Origin of the sequence: Pseudomonas carassii (assembly GCF_036324045.1) — a bacterium.
Classification (GTDB): domain Bacteria; phylum Pseudomonadota; class Gammaproteobacteria; order Pseudomonadales; family Pseudomonadaceae; genus Aquipseudomonas; species Aquipseudomonas peradeniyensis.
In genome coordinates this window covers 1-18,744 of record NZ_JAZDCT010000014.1, presented here as the reverse complement: position 1 = coordinate 18,744, position 18,744 = coordinate 1, and the positions used below count along the sequence as shown (strand labels likewise).

The 18,744-nt window shown below is 62.9% G+C and carries 19 protein-coding genes and 1 tRNA gene; 17 read left to right on the top strand and 3 right to left on the bottom strand.

Features of this window, described 5'->3' with window-relative positions; translation table 11 throughout:
• Positions 1-153 precede the first annotated feature (153 nt).
• The 17 genes from V0R62_RS12380 to V0R62_RS12300 all read left to right on the top strand — a co-directional run bounded on the left by V0R62_RS12380 (position 154) and on the right by V0R62_RS12300 (position 13,081).
• Complete coding sequence (locus tag V0R62_RS12380; RefSeq protein WP_330103914.1) at positions 154-486, top strand: ribbon-helix-helix domain-containing protein; 333 nt, start codon at positions 154-156, stop codon at positions 484-486.
• A gap of 89 nt (positions 487-575) precedes the next feature.
• Positions 576-797 (top strand): FmdB family zinc ribbon protein, encoded by a 222-nt coding sequence (locus tag V0R62_RS12375; RefSeq protein ID WP_050704473.1) that lies wholly within the window; start codon positions 576-578, stop codon positions 795-797.
• A 94-nt stretch (positions 798-891) separates the two neighbouring features.
• Entirely contained in the window at positions 892-2,667 is a 1,776-nt protein-coding gene (gene aspS / locus V0R62_RS12370) for an aspartate--tRNA ligase (protein ID WP_186716297.1), read from the top strand.
• Between the two features lie 110 nt (positions 2,668-2,777).
• On the top strand, positions 2,778-3,530 hold the full coding sequence (locus tag V0R62_RS12365; RefSeq protein ID WP_330103913.1) for a YebC/PmpR family DNA-binding transcriptional regulator: 753 nt from the start codon (positions 2,778-2,780) through the stop codon (positions 3,528-3,530).
• Between the two features lie 148 nt (positions 3,531-3,678).
• On the top strand, positions 3,679-4,203 hold the full coding sequence (ruvC, locus tag V0R62_RS12360) for a crossover junction endodeoxyribonuclease RuvC (protein WP_050704476.1): 525 nt from the start codon (positions 3,679-3,681) through the stop codon (positions 4,201-4,203).
• A gap of 108 nt (positions 4,204-4,311) precedes the next feature.
• Positions 4,312-4,929 carry a Holliday junction branch migration protein RuvA gene (gene ruvA, locus V0R62_RS12355; RefSeq protein ID WP_027919956.1) on the top strand — a complete coding sequence of 206 codons (618 nt, stop codon included), beginning with the start codon at positions 4,312-4,314 and terminating at the stop codon, positions 4,927-4,929.
• Positions 4,926-5,972 carry a Holliday junction branch migration DNA helicase RuvB gene (ruvB, locus tag V0R62_RS12350; RefSeq protein ID WP_011535158.1) on the top strand — a complete coding sequence of 349 codons (1,047 nt, stop codon included), beginning with the start codon at positions 4,926-4,928 and terminating at the stop codon, positions 5,970-5,972. The genes ruvA and ruvB overlap by 4 nt, the downstream gene beginning before the upstream one ends.
• A 125-nt stretch (positions 5,973-6,097) precedes the next feature.
• Positions 6,098-6,550 carry a tol-pal system-associated acyl-CoA thioesterase gene (gene ybgC, locus V0R62_RS12345; RefSeq protein ID WP_186733987.1) on the top strand — a complete coding sequence of 151 codons (453 nt, stop codon included), beginning with the start codon at positions 6,098-6,100 and terminating at the stop codon, positions 6,548-6,550.
• A gap of 2 nt (positions 6,551-6,552) precedes the next feature.
• Positions 6,553-7,248 carry a protein TolQ gene (gene tolQ / locus V0R62_RS12340; RefSeq protein WP_023628695.1) on the top strand — a complete coding sequence of 232 codons (696 nt, stop codon included), beginning with the start codon at positions 6,553-6,555 and terminating at the stop codon, positions 7,246-7,248.
• A 14-nt stretch (positions 7,249-7,262) separates the two neighbouring features.
• Positions 7,263-7,715: a protein TolR gene (gene tolR / locus V0R62_RS12335; protein ID WP_011535155.1), complete on the top strand. Its 453-nt coding sequence runs from the start codon at positions 7,263-7,265 to the stop codon at positions 7,713-7,715.
• Positions 7,715-8,791, top strand: a complete 1,077-nt coding sequence (gene tolA, locus V0R62_RS12330; protein ID WP_330103912.1) for a cell envelope integrity protein TolA — start codon at positions 7,715-7,717, stop codon at positions 8,789-8,791. Before tolR ends, tolA begins: the two co-directional genes overlap by 1 nt.
• A 47-nt stretch (positions 8,792-8,838) precedes the next feature.
• Complete coding sequence (tolB, locus tag V0R62_RS12325; protein ID WP_330103911.1) at positions 8,839-10,089, top strand: Tol-Pal system beta propeller repeat protein TolB; 1,251 nt, start codon at positions 8,839-8,841, stop codon at positions 10,087-10,089.
• Between the two features lie 54 nt (positions 10,090-10,143).
• The gene (pal, locus tag V0R62_RS12320) at positions 10,144-10,641 is read left to right on the top strand and encodes a peptidoglycan-associated lipoprotein Pal (RefSeq protein ID WP_011535152.1); all 498 of its coding nucleotides are present in this window, start codon (positions 10,144-10,146) and stop codon (positions 10,639-10,641) included.
• A 6-nt stretch (positions 10,642-10,647) separates the two neighbouring features.
• The gene (gene ybgF / locus V0R62_RS12315) at positions 10,648-11,451 is read left to right on the top strand and encodes a tol-pal system protein YbgF (protein ID WP_186597171.1); all 804 of its coding nucleotides are present in this window, start codon (positions 10,648-10,650) and stop codon (positions 11,449-11,451) included.
• 160 nt (positions 11,452-11,611) lie between these two features.
• Positions 11,612-12,259 (top strand): 7-carboxy-7-deazaguanine synthase QueE, encoded by a 648-nt coding sequence (gene queE, locus V0R62_RS12310; RefSeq protein ID WP_050704519.1) that lies wholly within the window; start codon positions 11,612-11,614, stop codon positions 12,257-12,259.
• Positions 12,260-12,269: 10 nt separating this feature from the next.
• The gene (queC, locus tag V0R62_RS12305; protein WP_050704481.1) at positions 12,270-12,944 is read left to right on the top strand and encodes a 7-cyano-7-deazaguanine synthase QueC; all 675 of its coding nucleotides are present in this window, start codon (positions 12,270-12,272) and stop codon (positions 12,942-12,944) included.
• A gap of 61 nt (positions 12,945-13,005) precedes the next feature.
• Positions 13,006-13,081: transfer RNA gene (locus tag V0R62_RS12300), tRNA-Lys, on the top strand.
• Between the two features lie 71 nt (positions 13,082-13,152).
• Here V0R62_RS12300 and V0R62_RS12295 read toward each other — a convergent pair.
• The 3 genes from V0R62_RS12295 to V0R62_RS12285 all read right to left on the bottom strand — a co-directional run bounded on the left by V0R62_RS12295 (position 13,153) and on the right by V0R62_RS12285 (position 18,300).
• Positions 13,153-14,439 carry an NAD(P)/FAD-dependent oxidoreductase gene (locus V0R62_RS12295; RefSeq protein WP_330103910.1) on the bottom strand — a complete coding sequence of 429 codons (1,287 nt, stop codon included), beginning with the start codon at positions 14,437-14,439 and terminating at the stop codon, positions 13,153-13,155.
• A gap of 53 nt (positions 14,440-14,492) precedes the next feature.
• Entirely contained in the window at positions 14,493-16,046 is a 1,554-nt protein-coding gene (locus V0R62_RS12290) for an amino acid permease (protein WP_330103909.1), read from the bottom strand.
• A 484-nt stretch (positions 16,047-16,530) separates the two neighbouring features.
• Positions 16,531-18,300: a phosphoethanolamine transferase CptA gene (locus tag V0R62_RS12285; RefSeq protein ID WP_330103908.1), complete on the bottom strand. Its 1,770-nt coding sequence runs from the start codon at positions 18,298-18,300 to the stop codon at positions 16,531-16,533.
• Between the last annotated feature and the right edge of the window lie 444 nt (positions 18,301-18,744).

Genomic DNA, 18,744 nt, shown 5'->3' with positions numbered 1-18,744 from the left:
AACCGGGCCCGATACCACTGGCGGTATCGGGCCCGGGCGTTTGTGGGGAAGGGTTTGCCGCTGCTATCGGCCTGATCGGTGGCGCTTCATGACGGTCCTGGACTCGTTCGACCGACGAACGGGTGTGTGGTCTCGTGACGATGGAGCGGTGCGATGGGCGATCCGGTACGTGGTATCGACGGTAATGCAAGGCAGGGGGGAGGTAATCCGCGTCTCGACCCGTTCAGGCGGGATTTCGACATGGCCCAGGCCGGGCCCGTGTCGCGCTCGGTGCGGCTCAACGGCTTTGCCACCTGCCTGCGCCTGGAGGTGGTGTATTGGCGCATCCTGGAGCGTATTGCTCAGGCCAACCGCTGTTCGGTGAGCGCCGTGTTGTCCTATGTGGATCGTGAGGTGCACCTGCGCCATGGCGGGGTGAAGAATTTCAGCGGCCTGGTCAGGGTGATCTGCGTCGCCTGGCTGCAGGAAGCGCGAGACGCGCACTGATCGCCGGGCTGCACTGCTCTCCTTTACCATATATAATCCCGCTCTTTGCTGCCTTGGGCAGCGTGCGATGTGGTTGACGAGAGACACCCATGCCCCTGTATGACTATCAATGTGCATCCTGCGAACACCAAATGGAGGTGTTGCAGAAGATCAGTGCCGCGCCGCTGACCGATTGCCCGGCGTGCCAGGCGCCGGCATTGAAGAAGCTGCTGTCGGTCCCCGGCTTTCGCCTGAGTGGCAACGGCTGGTACGAGACCGACTTCAAGACCGGGGCAAAAAAGAATCTGGCAGGCGGCGACAAGGCCGACTGAGTTGAATTGCATCCGCCAGGTCTTGCAGTATTAGCCCCTTGGGCGGCCAAGACCTCCACCGAACACACGAATCACGAGAAGCGAAACCACGATCATGATGCGCAGCCATTATTGCGGCCAACTGAACGAGTCCCTGGACGGCCAGGAAGTCACCCTTTGCGGCTGGGTCCATCGTCGCCGCGACCACGGCGGGGTGATTTTCCTCGACATCCGTGACCGCGAAGGCATGGCCCAGGTCGTATTCGACCCGGATCGCGCCGAAACCTTCGCCGCCGCCGACCGCGTGCGCAGCGAATATGTCGTGCAGATCACCGGCAAGGTACGCAAGCGCCCTGAAGGCGCGGTGAACGCCAACATGGCGTCCGGCGCCATCGAGATCCTTGGCTACCAGCTGAACGTGCTCAACGAAGCGGAAACCCCGCCGTTCCCGCTGAACGAATACTCCGACGTCGGCGAGGAAACCCGCCTGCGCTATCGCTTCATCGACCTGCGCCGTCCGGAAATGGCCGACAAGCTGCGCCTGCGTTCGCGCATCACCAGCAGCATCCGTCGTTTCCTCGACGAAAACGGCTTCCTCGACGTCGAAACGCCGATCCTGACCCGCGCCACCCCTGAAGGCGCGCGCGACTACCTGGTGCCGAGCCGTACCCACGCCGGCAGCTTCTTCGCCCTGCCGCAGTCGCCGCAGCTGTTCAAGCAACTGCTGATGGTCGCCGGCTTCGACCGCTACTACCAGATCGCCAAGTGCTTCCGTGACGAAGACCTGCGCGCCGACCGCCAGCCGGAATTCACCCAGATCGACATCGAGACCAGCTTCCTCGACGAATCCGAGATCATGGGCCTGACCGAAAGCATGATCCGCAAGCTGTTCAAGGAAGTGCTGGACCTCGAGTTCGGTGAATTCCCGCACATGACCTTCGAAGAAGCCATGCGCCGCTACGGTTCCGACAAGCCGGACCTGCGTATTCCGCTGGAACTGGTCGACGTCGCCGACCAGCTGAAGGATGTCGACTTCAAGGTCTTCGCCGGTCCCGCCAACGATCCGAAGTGCCGCGTTACCGCCCTGCGCCTGCCGGGCGGCGCCAGCATGCCGCGCAGCAAGATCGACGAGTACACCAAGTTCGTCGGCATCTACGGTGCCAAGGGCCTGGCCTACATCAAGGTCAACGAGCGCGCCAAGGGTGTCGAGGGTCTGCAGTCGCCGATCGTCAAGAACATTCCCGAGGCCAACCTCAACAACATCCTCGATCGCGTGGGTGCCGTTGATGGCGACATCGTGTTCTTCGGTGCCGACAAGTTCAAGATCGTCAGCGAGGCCCTGGGCGCGCTGCGTATCCGCCTGGGCCACGACTTCGAGCTGCTGACCTGCGAGTGGGCGCCGATGTGGGTCGTCGACTTCCCGATGTTCGAAGAGAACGAAGACGGCAGCTTCACCGCGCTGCACCACCCGTTCACCGCGCCGAAGTGCACCCCCGAAGAGCTGGAGGCCAACCCGGCCACCGCGCTGTCGCGTGCCTACGACATGGTCCTGAACGGCACCGAGCTGGGTGGCGGATCGATCCGTATCCACCGCAAAGAGATGCAACAGGCTGTCTTCCGTCTGCTCGGTATCGAAGCGGCGGAACAGGAAGAGAAGTTTGGCTTCCTGCTCGACGCCCTGAAGTTCGGCGCGCCGCCTCACGGTGGCCTGGCCTTCGGCCTGGACCGCCTGGTCATGCTGATGACCGGCGCCCAGTCGATCCGTGAAGTGATCGCCTTCCCGAAAACTCAGAGCGCCGCGTGCGTCATGACCCAGGCCCCAGGCCTGGTCGACGCCAAGGCCCTGCGTGAGCTGCACATCCGTCTGCGCGAGCAGACCAAGGTCGAGTGATCGACCGGGGCGCCCCGGTAACGGGGTGCCCCCGCGCTTGACGCGCAGGATTCTTCACGTTCCGCCCTTCGGGGCGGAACCTGTTTCTGTTTCAAGGATTCGGAGTCGTTATGGCTGGTCATTCCAAGTGGGCGAACATCAAGCACCGCAAAGAGCGCCAGGATGCCAAGAGAGGCAAGGTCTTCACCAAGTGGATCCGCGAACTGACCGTCGCGGCCAAGCAGGGCGGCCCTGACCCGGCCTCCAACCCGCGCCTGCGTCTGGCGCTGGACAAGGCCCTGGGTGCCAACATGAGCCGCGACATCATCGATCGCGCCGTGGCCCGTGGTGCCGGCACCAACGAAAGCGACAACGTCGAAGAGCTGAGCTACGAGGGCTACGGCCCGGGCGGCGTGGCGATCATGGTCGAGGCCATGACCGACAACCGCAACCGTACCGCCGCAGCCGTGCGCCATGCCTTCACCAAGTGCGGTGGCAACCTGGGCACCGACGGCTCGGTGGCCTACCTGTTCGAGCGCAAGGGGCAGATCAGCTTCGCTGCTGAACTGAAGGTCGACGAGGACGCGCTGATGGAAGCCGCGATGGAGGCCGACGCCGACGACGTGGTGGCCAACGACGACGGCTCCTTCGAGGTGTTCACCTCGTTCAACAGCTTCTACGCCGTGCGCAATGCGCTCGAAGAGGCCGGCTTCAAGGCCTCGGACGCCGAGATCGTGATGCAGCCGACCACCAGCGCCGAGCTGGACAAGGACGGCGCGGAGAAGGTGCTCAAGCTGATCGACATGCTCGAGGACCTGGACGACGTGCAGAACGTCTACTCCAATGCGCAGATCTCGGATGAGATCATGGAAACGCTGGGCTGATAAGCTTTCGGCTATCCGTGCGCCTGTACTGGCGTAATCGCGGGGCAAGCCCGCTCCCACGAGGCCGGCAAATGCTGGCGTGGGAGTAGGCTTGCCCCGCGATTTCATCCAGAAAAACCTTACGCATCCACGACTGACTGCACACGTTATGACCCTGATTCTTGGTATCGACCCCGGCTCGCGCATCACCGGCTTCGGTGTGGTCCGCCAGACCGCCCGTGGCTGCGAGTACGTGGCGTCGGGCTGTATTCGCACCGGTGGAGGTGAGCTGCCCGAGCGTCTGCAGATCGTCTTTCGCGGGGTGAGCGAGATCATCCGCGAGCATGGCCCGGTGACCATGGGCATCGAGCGCGTGTTCATGGCGCGCAACGCCGATTCGGCGCTCAAGCTGGGCCAGGCCCGGGGCGCGGCCATCGTTGCCGCGGCCGAAGCGGGCCTGGAGATCGCCGAGTACAGCGCCAGCCAGGTCAAGCAGGCCGTGGCCGGCACCGGCGGGGCCAATAAAGAGCAGGTGATGATGATGGTCATGCACCTGCTCAAGCTGACCCAGAAGCCGCAGATCGACGCCTCTGACGCCCTGGCAATCGCCCTGTGCCATGCCCATACCCGTTCCAGCCTGATTCCCCACGGGCTGGCGACGGCGCGGCGGCGCGGCGGACGCTTGCGTCTGTAACCGCTTCATGCGCTGATACACATTTTGTCCGGGTGACGCGCGCTCCCGGCGCATTTGCTGATAGGGTGGACCGGTTTTCGACCGGCGCCCGAGAGGAAGGATCGGAACGTGATTGGACGTTTGCGTGGCACCCTGGCGGAAAAACAGCCGCCGCACCTGATTATCGACGTCAACGGCGTGGGCTATGAGCTGGAAGTGCCGATGACCACCCTGTATCGCCTGCCCAAGGTCGGCGAGCCAGTGACCGTGCACACCCACCTGGTGGTGCGCGAAGACGCCCACCTGCTCTATGGCTTCGCCGAAAAGCGCGAGCGCGAGCTGTTCCGCGAGCTGATCCGCCTGAACGGCGTGGGGCCAAAGTTGGCGCTGGCGCTGATGTCAGGGCTGGAAGTGGACGAGCTGGTGCGCTGCGTGCAGGCCCAGGACGCCTCGGTCCTGGTACGCGTGCCCGGCGTCGGCAAGAAAACCGCCGAGCGCCTGCTGGTCGAGCTCAAGGACCGCTTCAAGGCCTGGGAAACCTCCCCGGCGATGTTCACCCTGGTCTCCGACGGCCCGCTGCCGGTGGCCAGTGAGTCCTCGGCCGAGGCCGACGCGGTCAGTGCCCTGGTCTCCCTGGGCTACAAGCCACAGGAAGCGAGCAAGGCGATTGCCGCGATCAAGGACAAGGCGGGCCTGAGCAGCGAGGAGCTGATCCGTCGCAGCCTTAAAGGGATGATTACCAAGTGATCGAGACCGACCGCCTGATCGCCGCCAGTGGCCGCGACCGCGAAGAAGTCCAGGACCGCGCGATCCGCCCGCTGCGCTTGGACGAGTACATCGGCCAGCCGGTGGTGCGCGAGCAGATGGCGTTGTTCATCCAGGCCGCGCGCGGGCGCAACGAGTCCCTCGACCATACCCTGATCTTCGGCCCGCCGGGCCTGGGCAAGACTACCCTGGCCAACATCATTGCCCAGGAGATGGGCGTGTCGGTCAAGAGTACCTCGGGCCCGATTCTCGAGCGCCCGGGCGACCTCGCGGCGATGCTGACCAACCTCGAGCCCCATGACGTGCTGTTCATCGACGAGATCCACCGGTTGTCACCAGTGGTCGAGGAGGTGCTCTATCCGGCGATGGAAGACTTCCAGCTGGACATCATGATCGGCGAAGGCCCGGCCGCGCGCTCGATCAAGCTCGACCTGCCGCCGTTCACCCTGGTCGGCGCCACCACCCGCGCCGGCATGCTGACCAACCCGCTGCGCGACCGTTTCGGCATCGTCCAGCGCCTGGAGTTCTACAGCAACAAGGACCTGGCCACCATCGTCAGCCGTTCGGCCGGTATTCTCGGGCTGCCGATGGACGACAAGGGCGCCTTCGAGATCGCCCGTCGGGCGCGGGGCACGCCGCGGATCGCCAATCGCCTGCTGCGGCGGGTGCGCGACTTTGCCGAGGTGCGTGGCAAGGGCGAGATCACCAAGGCCGTCGCGGACATGGCGCTGAACCTGCTGGATGTCGACGAACGTGGCTTCGATCACTCCGACCGGCGTCTGCTGCTGACCATGATCGAGAAGTTCGACGGCGGTCCGGTGGGGCTCGACAACATTGCCGCGGCGATCGGCGAGGAGCGTCACACCATCGAGGACGTGCTCGAACCCTATCTGATTCAGCAGGGCTACATCATGCGCACCCCGCGGGGCCGCGTGGTGACCCGGCACGCCTACCTGCATTTCGGCCTGAATATCCCCGGGCGTTTCTGTGAAGGTGGTGAATATGCCGCCCAGGACGACGAATGACAGATCGAATCGGGATTTCCGTGGTCCTACCGCTGGCATGCCACAGGCTCGCTGGCAATACGACATTATCGATGCAAAAACAGTTGCCGGGGCGGATTGGCAAGTTCAGGAGTAACCACTAGAGTATGCGCGCGCAAAATGGGCTGGAACCGTTCGCACACCGCTGTCGCGTCTATTACGAGGATACCGACGCCGGTGGCGTGGTGTATTACGTCAACTACCTCAAGTTCATGGAGCGCGCCCGCACCGAGCGGCTGCGGCACCTGGGGTTCTCCCAGGCCCAGCTGGCGCAGGACAACCTGTTGTTCGTGGTCCATTCCAGCGAGGCGCGCTATCACGCGCCGGCCCGCCTGGACGATGAGCTGCGGGTGACCGCGCAAGTGCTTGAATTGAATCGTGCCAGCCTGCGCTTCGTGCAGCAGGTGTGGCGAACACAGGATGAAGTGCTGCTCTGCGAGGGGCAGTTCCTGGTGGCCGCCGTGCGCGCCGACACTTTCAAACCCCGGGCCATTCCCCCAGAACTGCGCGACGCATTCCTGGCGGACGGCGCGGGTACTCAATCGAACGCAGGAGAATAAGCGTGGAAGCAAACGTCGTCGACCATACCTCCATGTGGAGCCTGGTCGCCAATGCCAGTGTCGTGGTTCAGCTGGTAATGCTGACCCTCGTGGCAGCCTCGGTGACCTCTTGGATCATGATCTTCCAGCGCAGCACCATGCTGCGCGCCGGTCGTCGTGCACTGGACGCTTTCGAAGAGCGCTTCTGGTCGGGCATCGACCTGTCCAAGCTGTACCGTCAGGCAGGCAGCAACCCTGACCCGGACTCGGGTGTCGAGCAGGTCTTCCGTGCCGGCTTCAAGGAGTTCTCGCGCCTGCGCCAGCAGCCGGGTGTCGACCCGGACGCGGTCATGGAAGGTGTCGGTCGTGCCATGCGCGTAGCCATTTCCCGCGAGGAAGAAAAGCTCGAGCAGAGCCTGCCGTTCCTGGCCACCGTCGGTTCCACCAGCCCGTACATCGGCCTGTTCGGTACCGTGTGGGGCATCATGAACTCGTTCCGCGGCCTGGCCAGCGCCCAACAGGCGACCCTGGCCACCGTGGCTCCCGGTATCGCCGAGGCCCTGATCGCCACCGCGATCGGCCTGTTCGCCGCGATCCCGGCCGTTATCGCCTACAACCGTTTTGCCGCGCGCAGTGAAGTGCTGATTGGCCGCTACTACACCTTCGCCGACGAGTTCCAGGCGATCCTGCACCGCAAAGTACACACCAGCGAAGAGTGATCAGGTAGAAACCCATGGCCCGAGTTCGCCACAAACGCAAGCCGGTCGCCGAGATGAACGTGGTGCCCTACATCGACGTGATGCTGGTGCTGCTGGTCATCTTCATGGTGACCGCCCCCATGCTCAACCAGGGCGTGAAGGTGGACCTGCCCAAGGTTTCCAGTGAAGCCCTGCCGCAGGACAACAACGTCCAGGTCCTGACCATCTCGATCAAGGCCGACAAGACCTACTACTGGAACCTTGGCAGCGAAGTCGACACCGACAAGCAGATGGACAAGGCCATGACCTTGCCGGAAATGACCGGTGCGGTGACCAAGATCATCGCCGCCGGCCGTGACCAGGGCAAGCAGACCCAGGTCTTCATCCGTGGCGACAAGGCCGTCGACTACGGCGCGGTCATGGGCGCCATGGGCGGGTTGCAGAAGGCCGGTGTCGGTAACGTTGGCCTGATTACCGAGGCGCCCTGATGCAGCAGCGAGAGCCATCCGCCTCGGAAAGCTACTTCTGGCCCAGTGTCTGGGCCATTGGCCTGCATGTGCTGGTGTTCGGCATGCTGTTCGTCAGCTTTGCCATGACCCCCGAGCTGCCGCCGTCCAAGCCCATCGTCCAGGCCACGCTCTACCAGCTCAAGTCCAAGAGCCAGGCGACCACCCAGACCAATCAGAAGATTGCCGGGGAGGCGAAGAAGACCGCTTCGCGCCAGACCGAGGTCGAGCAGCTGGAGCAGAAGAAGGTCGAGCAGGAGGCCGTGAAGGCCGCGGAACAAAAGAAAGCCGACGCCGCTCAAAAGGCCGAGGAGGCTCGCGAAGCCGCCGAGGCGAAGAAGGCTGAGGAGGCCGCCAAGGCCACCGAGCAGAAGAAGGCCGCCGAAGCCAAGAAAGCCGAGGAGGCGAAGAAGGCCGCTGAAAAGCAACAGGCCGACATCGCCAAGAAGAAGGCTGAGGAAGAGGCCAAGAAACAGGCCGAGGAAGAAGCCAAGAAACAAGCCGCGGAAGAGGCGAAGAAGAAAGCCGCCGAAGACGCGAAGAAAAAAGCAGCCGAGGACGCCAAGAAGAAAGCGGCGGCCGAGGACGCGAAGAAGAAGGCAGCTGAAGAGGCCAAGAAAAAGGCCGCGGCAGACGCCCAGAAGAAAAAGGCACAGGAAGCGGCCCGCAAGGCGGCGGAAGACAAGAAGGCCCAGGCGCTCGCCGAGCTGTTGTCCGATACCACCGAGCGGCAGCAGGCGCTGGCCGACGAGCAGGGTGACCAGGTGGCCGGCGACTTCGACGACCTGATCCGTATGCGCGCGGCCGAAGGTTGGGCGCGCCCGCCATCTGCGCGCAAGGGCATGACGGTAGTTCTGCAGATCAACATGCTGCCGGACGGCACCATCACCAACGTGAGTGTGGCCAAGTCCAGTGGCGACGGTCCGTTCGACAGCTCGGCCGTGGCCGCGGTGAAGAACATTGGTCGGTTGACCGAGATGCAGGGCTTGAAGCCGAGCGATTTCAATCCGTATCGTTCATTCAAGATGACATTTACACCTGAGGATCTAGCGTTGTGATTAAACGTCTGAGAGGACTCCTGGTCTTGCTCTGCTGCGTGGCAGGCATGGCCATGGCAGAAGAGAAGAACATCCTGGTCACCAGCGGTAGCGACCGGGCCACTCCCATTGCAGTAGTGCCGTTCGGCGTGCAGGGCGGCAGCGTGCTGCCCGAAGACATGGCTGACATCATCAGCAACGACCTGCGCAACTCCGGCTACTACGGGCCGATCCCGCGGCAGAACATGATCAGCCTGCCGACCCAGGCCAGCGAAGTGATCTTCCGTGACTGGAAAGCCCTGGGCGCCCAGTACGTGATGGTCGGCAGCATCGTTCCGTCCGGTGGCCGCCTGCAGGTGAGCTACGCGCTGTTCAACGTCGCCACCGAGCAGCAAGTGCTGACCGGCAGCGTTGCCGGCGGCGTCGACCAGCTGCGCGACATGGCCCACTACATCGCCGACCAGTCGTTCGAGAAACTCACCGGCATCAAGGGTGCGTTCTCGACCCGCATGCTGTACGTGACCGCCGAGCGTTTCTCGACCAACAACACCCGCTACACCCTGCAGCGTTCGGACTACGACGGTGCCCGTGCAGTGACCCTGTTGCAGTCGCGTGAACCGATCCTGTCGCCGCGTTTCGCGCCGGATGGCAAGCGCATCGCCTATGTTTCGTTCGAGCAGAAGCGCCCGCGCATCTTCATCCAGCACATCGACACCGGTCGCCGCGAGCAGATCACCAACTTCGAGGGCCTGAACGGCGCTCCGGCCTGGTCGCCTGACGGCACCCGCCTGGCGTTCGTGCTGTCCAAGGACGGCAACCCGGACATCTACGTGATGAATGTGGCCTCGCGCCAGATCACCCGCGTAACCGCAGGCCCGGGTATCAACACCGAGCCGTTCTGGGGCAAGGATGGCAACACCCTGTACTTCACCTCCGACCGTGGCGGCAAGCCGCAGATCTACAAGCAGTCGGTCGGTGGTGGTGGCGCAGAGCGTGTGACATTCGTGGGTAACTACAACGCCAACCCGAAACTGTCGGCGGACGAAAAGACCCTGGTGATGATCCATCGCCAGCAGGGCTTCACGAACTTCAAGGTGGCCGCTCAGGACCTGCAACGCGGAAGTGTAAAGATTCTCTCCGAGACCAGTCTTGATGAGTCTCCCACTGTTGCGCCAAACGGCACCATGCTAATCTACGCCACCCGCCAGCAGGGCCGGGGAGTCTTGATGCTCGTGTCGCTTAACGGCCGCGTGAGGCTCCCACTTCCTACCGCTCAAGGCGAAGTCAGAGAACCGTCCTGGTCCCCTTACCTGAACTGATTGCGGCGTAACACGTTTTGCTTAACACACTGGGGTTTCATTAGGAGTTTCACGATGGAAATGCTGAAGTTTGGTAAATTCGCTGCGCTGGCTCTGGCCATGGCTGTAGCTGTAGGTTGCTCCTCGAAAGGCGGTGACAACGCTGGTGAAGGCGCTGTTGATCCGAACGCTGGCTACGGTGCCAACACTGGCGCTGTCGACGGCTCCCTGAGCGAAGAAGCCGCCCTGCGCGCAATCACCACCTTCTACTTCGAATACGACAGCTCGGACCTGAAGCCAGAAGCCATGCGCTCCCTGGACGTTCACGCCAAGGACCTGAAGTCCAACGGCAACCGCGTTGTTCTGGAAGGCAACACCGACGAGCGCGGCACCCGCGAGTACAACATGGCTCTGGGTGAGCGTCGTGCCAAGGCCGTTCAGCGCTACCTGGTTCTGCAGGGCGTTTCCCCTGCTCAGCTGGAACTGGTTTCCTACGGCGAAGAGCGTCCAGTTGCCACCGGCAACGACGAGCAGTCCTGGGCTCAGAACCGTCGCGTAGAACTGCGTAAGTAAGTTCTTATGCGTATGTGCCGTCGTGCTGTAACCGTCCTCGCACTCAGCCTGCCCCTTTCGGCGTGGGCTGCGGTTCCCGTAGTAGATGACAACGCGGGTGGCTATCCACCCGCGGGTTATGGCACGAGCGGCGCCTATGCCGGAGCAGGGGCTTCGGCCCCTGCTTCTGCAAATGGCCAGCTGTTCATGCAGCTGCAGCAGATGCAGGACCAGATTTCCCGCCAGCAAGGCATCATCGAAGAGTTGCAGAACGATGTGTCGCGCATGAAGCAGGAAAACCTCGAGCGCTACCAGGATCTCGACCGCCGCATCAGCAGCGGTGCCGCGCCTGCCGCGACTCCAGACAATTCCTCCACCGGTGGCGCGAACAACGCAGCCACGGGCGCCGGCGCCAGCGCCGCGCAGCCACCGGCCGCCAGCAGCGAGCCGGGTGATCCGGCGAAAGAGAAGCTGTATTACGACGCCGCTTTCGACCTGATCAAGCAGAAGGACTTCGACAAGGCCAGCCAGGCCTTCAACGCCTTCCTGCGCAAGTACCCCAACAGCCAGTACGCCGGCAATGCCCAGTACTGGCTTGGCGAGGTCAACCTGGCCAAGGGCGACCTGCAAGGCGCCAGCCAGGCGTTCGCCGAAGTCGGTCAGAAGTACCCGAAACACAGCAAGGTGCCAGATTCGCTGTACAAGCTGGCCGATGTCGAGCGCCGTATGGGCCACACCGACAAGGTCAAGGGCATCCTGCAGCAGGTCATCACCCAGTACCCCGGCACTTCCGCCGCACAACTGGCCCAGCGCGACCTGCAAAAGCTCTGAGCGACCCGTTGATGAAGAAACCCGCGCCTGTCGCGGGTTTTTTCGTTAGAATCACGGCCCTTTTTTCGTAAACACGCTGCCGCGGATAACGCCATGTCGAGTCCGCGACAGTGCCTGACGGAGGCGGACAGCCTGTTTAGCTGTCACGCCCGTGGCGATCATGCAAGACACATTACGCATCACCGAAGTGTTTTACTCGTTGCAGGGTGAAACGCGAACGGCCGGGCTGCCCACGGTTTTCGTGCGCCTGACCGGTTGCCCCCTGCGCTGCCAGTACTGCGACAGTGCCTACGCCTTCAGTGGCGGCACCATTCGCACGCTCGACTCGATCCTCGAGCAGGTCGCCGGCTTCAAGCCGCGCTACGTCTGTGTGACTGGTGGCGAGCCACTTGCCCAGCCCAACGCGCTGCCGTTGCTGCAGCGCCTGTGCGATGCCGGTTATGACGTGTCGCTGGAAACCAGCGGCGCCCTCGACATCAGTGGTGTCGACACCCGGGTCAGCCGTGTGGTCGACCTCAAGACCCCGGGCTCGGAAGAATCCCATCGCAATCGCTACGAGAACATCGAGCTGCTGACCGGCAATGACCAGGTCAAGTTCGTCATCTGTTCCCGCGAGGACTACGATTGGGCGGTTTCCAAGCTGATTCAGTACAACCTGGCCGAGCGTGCCGGAGAGGTACTGTTCTCGCCCAGCCACCATCAGGTGAGCGCCACCGACCTGGCCGACTGGATAGTCGCCGACAACCTGCCCGTGCGTTTCCAGCTGCAGCTGCACAAGCTGCTGTGGAACGACGAACCCGGACGTTGAGGAGCAAGACATGACTGACAAACGCGCGGTAATCCTGCTGTCCGGTGGCCTGGACTCGGCCACCGTGGTGGCCATGGCCAAGGCCGACGGCTACCAGTGCTACACCATGAGTTTCGACTACGGCCAGCGCCATCGCGCCGAGCTCAACGCCGCGGCGCGGGTGGCCCGTGACCTGGGCGTGGTCGAACACAAGGTGATCGGCCTGAACCTCGACGGCATCGGTGGCTCGGCCCTGACCGACAGCAGCATCGATGTGCCCGAGGCGCCGAGCGAGGGGATTCCGGTCACCTACGTGCCGGCTCGCAACACCGTGTTCCTGTCCCTGGCCCTAGGCTGGGCGGAGGTGCTCGAAGCCCGTGACATCTTCATTGGTGTCAACGCCGTGGACTACTCCGGTTATCCGGACTGCCGCCCGGAATTCGTCGAAGCCTTCGAGCGCATGGCCAACCTGGCCACCAAGGCCGGCGTGGAAGGGCAGGGCTTCCGCATCCAGGCGCCGTTGCAGAACCTGAGCAAGGCGCAGATCGTCCAGGCGGGCATTGCCCGTGGCGTGGACTACAGCCTGACCGTTTCCTGCTACCAGGCCGACGACGACGGACGTGCCTGCGGCAAGTGCGACAGCTGCCGCCTGCGGGCCGACGGCTTCAAGGCGGCCGGCGTAGAGGACCCCACCCGGTATTTTTGAAAAATTTTGCGATGGGGTGTTGATTTCCTCTGAGAAATCAGTAATATACGCGCCATCCAACGGGTCGTTAGCTCAGTTGGTAGAGCAGTTGGCTTTTAACCAATTGGTCGTAGGTTCGAATCCTACACGACCCACCATATGCTGTACGAAAGAGCCCGCCTTTATGGCGGGCTTTTTCATGCCTGTCGAAAAGTGGCCAGACCCACTGTCAGCGGTTCAGCCGCCGCGCATCGAAGGCATCGCGCGCCTGGTAGGCGGTGTAGGTGGCCTGCGCGGCCACCAGTCCGGCCAGGCCGAAGGTGCGGTCGAGGCCGAACTGGCTGAAGCCGCTCGGGATCGGCAGGCGACGGGCGATGGCGTCCGCCAGCACTTCGCCGGCGACCGTGGTCGGTGCCATGCCGTGGCCGCCGAAACCGACCGCGTGCCAGATGCCGTTGTCGTCCTGGCCGATCTGTGCCATCTGGTGGCGTCCGTAGCTCATCAGGCCGCCCCAGGAGTATTCCAGTTCCACGTCCTCGAGTTGCGGGTAGACGCATACCAGGTCGGCCTTGAGCAGCTTGGCGATGGCCTGCGGCCCGCGATCGAGGATGGAGATACGTCCGCCCCAGAGGATCCGGGTGTCTTTCAGCGGGCGGTAATAATCGAAGGCGAAGCGTGTGTCGTAGATGGCCGACTGGCAGTTGATGGCATCCGACAGTCGATCGCCCAGTGGTGGGGTGGTCACCACGTAGGTGGCGATCGGCAGCACGGCGCGTTCGATCGGGACGTAGACGCCGCGGGCATAGCCCCCGGCGCTGAACACCACCTCCTCGGCATGGACTTCACCCTGGCCGGTGCGCACGATGTAGCCCCCGGCCTTCTTCTCGATGCCGGTCACCGGCGACTGCTCAAAGATCGTCACCCCGGCCTGGGTGGCGGCCTGGGCAATGCCGCAGACGTACTTGAGCGGATGGAAGTGGAATGCGTTGCGCTCCAGCAACCCGCCGTAATAGCGCTCTGTCCTGAGCTGTTCCTTCAGCTCGCCAGGGGCGATGTATTCCCAGTCGACGCCATAGGCCTGCTTCATCAACTGACGCGGTTTCTCAAGGCGCGACGGGTCGTTGAACCAGTTGGCGAGGATCACGCCCTGGTCGACCAGGTCGCAGTCGATGGCGTAGCGGCGGGTGCGTTCGCGGATCAGGTCGACGGCATCGAGGGTCAGTCGATACAGCTTGCGTGCCTCGTTGGCGCCCAAGGTCGACAGCAGGTCGGCGTTGCCGAGGCTGTAGCCGCCAAAAACGAAGCCGCCGTTGCGTCCCGAGGCGCCATGGCCGACACGATGTGATTCAAGGATCGTCACATCGCTCACCCCGCGCTCGGCCAGCCCTATCGCGGTCGACAGGCCGGCCAGGCCGCCACCGAGGATGCACACGCGGGTGTCGGTGCGTCCGCTCTGGGCGGGGTAGAAGGTTCTGCTGGCGGTGGCTTCGTAGTAGGAGTCGAAGGTGCTGTTCATCAGGGTCCCGGAGCAGTGATGGGCGGACCGGGGCGGGTCCGCCAATGGAGTGATCAGGCGGGCTGCTGGCTGGACGCGAGCGCATCGCCTGCGGGCTCTGCCTTGCTGCGTTCGGCCTTGCGGATCTCGATGCTGGAGAAGTCCATTTCCCTGTAGCGCACTACCCTGGAGCCCGTGACCAGCTTGTGGCCGAACCAGACCACCACGAACAGCACCAGGCCGACGTAGGTGGCGAAGGCGCCGATCCAGTCGATCTGTCCGCCGATGAACGCCTGGTAGTTCTGCCCGAGCATCACCACCATGCACAGGCCGAAGGCGAACAGCGGGCCGAACGGAAAGTACTTCGACACATACGGCAGTTTCCCCAGGTCGTTGCCATGGAACAGGTAGCCGCGACGGAAGCGATAATGGCTGATCGCGATGCCCAGCCAGGCGATGAAGCCGAGCATGCCGGAGGTGTTGAGCAGCCACAGGTAGAGCTTGCCGGGGCTGAACAGGAAGCTCAGCAGGCACAGGCCGGCGACTGCGGCGGTGGCCAGCAGCGCCCAGACCGGCGTGCCGCTGCGGGTTACCCGGGCGAAGATGGCCGGCGCCTTGCGCTCCAGCGCCAAGCTGTAAAGCATGCGCGACGAGGCGTACATGCCCGAGTTGCCGGCAGACAGCACCGAGGTCAGGATCACCGCGTTCATCACGGCGGCGGCGGCGAGCATGTCGGCCTTGGCGAAGATCAGGGTGAACGGGCTGATGGTGACGTCCGACAGGCCGTCCTTGAGCAGTCGTGGGTCGGTGTAGGGGATCAGCAGGCCGATCACGACGATGGTCAGCACGTAGAACAGCAGGATGCGCCAGAAGATCTGGCGTACGGCCTTGGGAATATTGCGTCCCGGGTTTTCGGTTTCGCCGGCGGCGATGCCGACGAACTCGGTGCCCTGGAACGAGAAGCCGACGATCATCGCCACGCCGATCAGCGCCGGCAGGCCGCCGGCGATGGGGGCGTCGCCGATCTGCCAGAGGTGGGCGCCGCCGTCCTGGCCGCCTTCGAGGATGCCCATGAGCATCAGCACGCCCACGGCGATGAAGATGATGATGGTGATGACCTTGATCAGGGCGAACCAGAACTCCGCCTCGCCGAAGAAGCGTACCGAGGCGACGTTGAGGGCGAACAGCAGTACCAGGAAGGCCGCGCTCCAGATCACCCCGGGCGTGTCCGGGAACCAGTAGAGCATGATGATCTGCACGGCCACCAGGTCCACGGCGATGGTCACGGCCCAGGAGTACCAGTAGTTCCAGCCCAGGGCGAAACCAAAACTTTCTTCCACGTAGCGTGAGGCATAGGTGGAGAACGAACCGCTGACCGGCATGCACGCGGCCATTTCGCCGAGGCTGGTCATCAAGAAGTAGACCATCAGACCGATCACCGCGAAGGCCAGCAGCGCGCCGCCGGGGCCGGACTGGGCGATGGTGGCGCCGGAGGAGACGAACAGGCCGGTGCCGATGGAGCCGCCGATGGCGATCATGTTCAGGTGGCGGCTGGTGAGCGTGCGTTTGAGGTGTCCGGAAGGCGGGGTTGCGGCAGTCAAACTTGCGTTGTTGTTCGAATGGGTCATGGGCAACCTATTGGATCTGCATTCGGGTGAGTTGTTGTTTTTGTTGTGATCTGACCACTTCCATTTGCAGGTGACGGGCGCGGTTTGGGCGCCGGTCGGCCGGCGGCTTCTCCAGTGCCGCGGCGCTCGCGATTGCATTGATTGAAATCAGTATTGGCGTTGAAAGGCGTTCTCAACAAACGACAATTAGTTGCTACATCATTCCATTTTGGAATGTTTAATTTCGTCGTTTTGTTCATGCGCCAAAGCGGGTATTCGCACGCATTCATCTGAGTTTCCCGTATTTGCTGAGATGCAGTGACGTCATTCTGGAGTGGAATATTGTCGTTTTGTATTTGTCATGAAATGTACGAAACAATATGGCGGAAATTTATTCATCATTGATGCAACAAAAAACCGATATCTGAGAGACCAGATATCGGTTTTGGGGGCGTGTCCCTTCAAGTGGAGGGATTGGTATGAGGGGCAGCCTTGTCGCGGGCTGTCAGCCTTCGTCAGGGCGAACCGTGCCGCTGCTGGCGGTCCGCTGCTCCTGCTTCACTCGGGTGCCGGGCAGGTTGTCGAACTCGTGCAGACCGTTTTTCGCGTACGGGTCGCCGATCCAGCGTGGGCTGGCGGTGAACGCTCCGTTGACCAGGCTCTTGGCCGGCTCGTAGCGGTCGTAGCTAAGGCCCGCCAGGTCGGACAGGGTGTGGATCAGGTGTGCACTGCTATAGGGGCGGTTGACCATCGACTGCAGGTCGCGCGGGTGCTCCGCCTGCCAGCTGGGCGAGGTCCAGAGCAGGAAGGGGATGGTGTACATCGGTCGGGTCGGGTCGGCCTCATTGCGGCCGAGGCGATCATGATTGCCGGAGCTGTAGACATCCTCGCCATGGTCGGAGAGGTACAACAGAAAGCCGTTCGGTGTGCTGGCCGAATAGCGCTTGATCAGGTCGGACACGACGAAATCGTTGTAGCGCACGGCGTTGTCATAGAAGTTGTAGGTCCGTAGCTGGTCGGGGGACAGCGCCGCTGGCGCGCCGGTGTTGTCTTTGAAGTGGTCGAAGCCGGCCGGATAGCGGTAGCGGTAATCCATGTGCGTGCCGAGCAGATGAACGATGATCAGCTTCTTGTCGGCCGGATCCTGCAGGGCCCTTTCGAAAGGCTCCAGCACCACGCTGTCGTACTGGCTGGCGTTCTGGTTGCGCTGGTTGTTCAGGTAGACCGGCACATCCGTCTGCTGTGAGAAGGAGGTGAGCATGGTGTTGCGCTTGGTCATCGTCTGCTGGTTGGTGATCCAGAAGGTCTTGTAGCCGGCCTGTTTCATCAGGTTGATCAGCGACGGATCGGTGAGGAAACGGTCAGGGTGTTGTTGATCGCCGAAGGTGAGGATCTGCTGCATCACTTCGATGGTGTACGGGCGTGGCGAGACGACGTTGCGGAACACGGTGAGGCCCTTGTCGCGGGCGGCCAGGGCGTCGAGGTTCGGCGTGGTGTCGCGGTTGTAGCCGTACAGGTGCATGTGTTCGCGGGTGGTGGACTCACCCAGTACCAGCACCAGGGTGCGCGGCGCGTCGCCGCTGTTGTCCTTGAGGTTCTTTAGTGGCGGCAGGGCGGCGTTCTGCTCCAGCAGGGCCTGCATGTTGTCCAGTTGCTGGCGGTATTGCCGGTAGCCGACCACCAGTTGCCAAGGCACCGCGGCCGCCATGCGCTGTTCGACCTTTTCCCGGGCGTCGGCGAAGCTGCGTTGTTGGGAGACCATCTGCTTGTAGAACGGGTAACCCAGGGTTGCTGTCAGTAGCACGGCGACCACCGGCAGGCGGCTGTACAACGGCAGGGTGACCGGGCGGATGCGCCGCCACAGCAGCACGGCGATCGCGCTGTAGAGCAGCAACCCCAGGCATAGCCAGACGCTGAAGTATTGGCTGAAGTATTCCCCGGCCTCGGCGGTGTTGGACTCGAACATCACGAAGATGACGCTTTGCGAGAACTCCTGGCGGTAGATGCCGAAATAGCTCAGGCCGACCAGCGAGCTGGCCCACAACACCAGCCCGATCAGGGCGGCGAGGGGGCGAGTCAGGCGTGGTAGCAGCAGGACCGGTGCCAGCCACAAGCTGCTGAGGAACAGGGCGTCGCGGAAGCCGGCGAAGCCGGTGGTGCCGCTGAACAGCAGTAGAGCCTGGGTGATGCCGGAGAAGTACCAGAAGAACAGCAGGAGCCAGCCGAGACCGGGCCAGTCGATGGATTTGCGGGCGGGGGGAGTTGTACGGGACACGTATGCCTCAGAGAGCGGTTGCCTGCCGGAATGGTTGGCAGGCGACGCTAAAGGGGGCAGCGTGAAAAGATCGTTAACAATTCATGAAAGTCCCGGAGAGACCGACGAGTGAGATACGAGTAACTTGCTCTTGTTGTTCGCTCTTGTTGTTCGCTCTTGTTGTTCGCTCTTGTTGTTCGCTCTTGTTGTTCGCTCTTGTTGTTCGCTCTTGTTGTTGCTGTTTGCTTTTGCTTCTAAGCGCGCGGTAGATCAGGCAGCACCAATTGCGACTTCAGGAGGCCGAGCGGAGTTCTTGCGAAGGGAGGTGACGGGCATGGATGCCCGTCAAGCGCTGCGCCCCAGGATGGGGCGTTCAGCGCGGTCCTCCCGGGAGCAAGAACGGAGCGAGGGAACCCCGGAGCGAAGCGTAGGGGCCGGATGAATGGAGCGAGGATTTTTTGGTCC

What these genes read in the sequence shown, in the direction of transcription:
- V0R62_RS12380 (WP_330103914.1), top strand. Translation starts at nt 154, where the DNA reads ATGGGCGATCCGGTACGTGGTATCGACGGTAATGCAAGGCAGGGGGGA.
- V0R62_RS12375 (WP_050704473.1), top strand. Translation starts at nt 576, where the DNA reads ATGCCCCTGTATGACTATCAATGTGCATCCTGCGAACACCAAATGGAG.
- aspS (WP_186716297.1), top strand. Translation starts at nt 892, where the DNA reads ATGATGCGCAGCCATTATTGCGGCCAACTGAACGAGTCCCTGGACGGC.
- V0R62_RS12365 (WP_330103913.1), top strand. Translation starts at nt 2,778, where the DNA reads ATGGCTGGTCATTCCAAGTGGGCGAACATCAAGCACCGCAAAGAGCGC.
- ruvC (WP_050704476.1), top strand. Translation starts at nt 3,679, where the DNA reads ATGACCCTGATTCTTGGTATCGACCCCGGCTCGCGCATCACCGGCTTC.
- ybgC (WP_186733987.1), top strand. Translation starts at nt 6,098, where the DNA reads ATGCGCGCGCAAAATGGGCTGGAACCGTTCGCACACCGCTGTCGCGTC.
- tolR (WP_011535155.1), top strand. Translation starts at nt 7,263, where the DNA reads ATGGCCCGAGTTCGCCACAAACGCAAGCCGGTCGCCGAGATGAACGTG.
- tolA (WP_330103912.1), top strand. Translation starts at nt 7,715, where the DNA reads ATGCAGCAGCGAGAGCCATCCGCCTCGGAAAGCTACTTCTGGCCCAGT.
- tolB (WP_330103911.1), top strand. Translation starts at nt 8,839, where the DNA reads ATGGCCATGGCAGAAGAGAAGAACATCCTGGTCACCAGCGGTAGCGAC.
- pal (WP_011535152.1), top strand. Translation starts at nt 10,144, where the DNA reads ATGGAAATGCTGAAGTTTGGTAAATTCGCTGCGCTGGCTCTGGCCATG.
- ybgF (WP_186597171.1), top strand. Translation starts at nt 10,648, where the DNA reads ATGCGTATGTGCCGTCGTGCTGTAACCGTCCTCGCACTCAGCCTGCCC.
- queE (WP_050704519.1), top strand. Translation starts at nt 11,612, where the DNA reads ATGCAAGACACATTACGCATCACCGAAGTGTTTTACTCGTTGCAGGGT.
- queC (WP_050704481.1), top strand. Translation starts at nt 12,270, where the DNA reads ATGACTGACAAACGCGCGGTAATCCTGCTGTCCGGTGGCCTGGACTCG.
- V0R62_RS12295 (WP_330103910.1), bottom strand. Translation starts at nt 14,439, where the DNA reads ATGAACAGCACCTTCGACTCCTACTACGAAGCCACCGCCAGCAGAACC.
- V0R62_RS12290 (WP_330103909.1), bottom strand. Translation starts at nt 16,046, where the DNA reads ATGACCCATTCGAACAACAACGCAAGTTTGACTGCCGCAACCCCGCCT.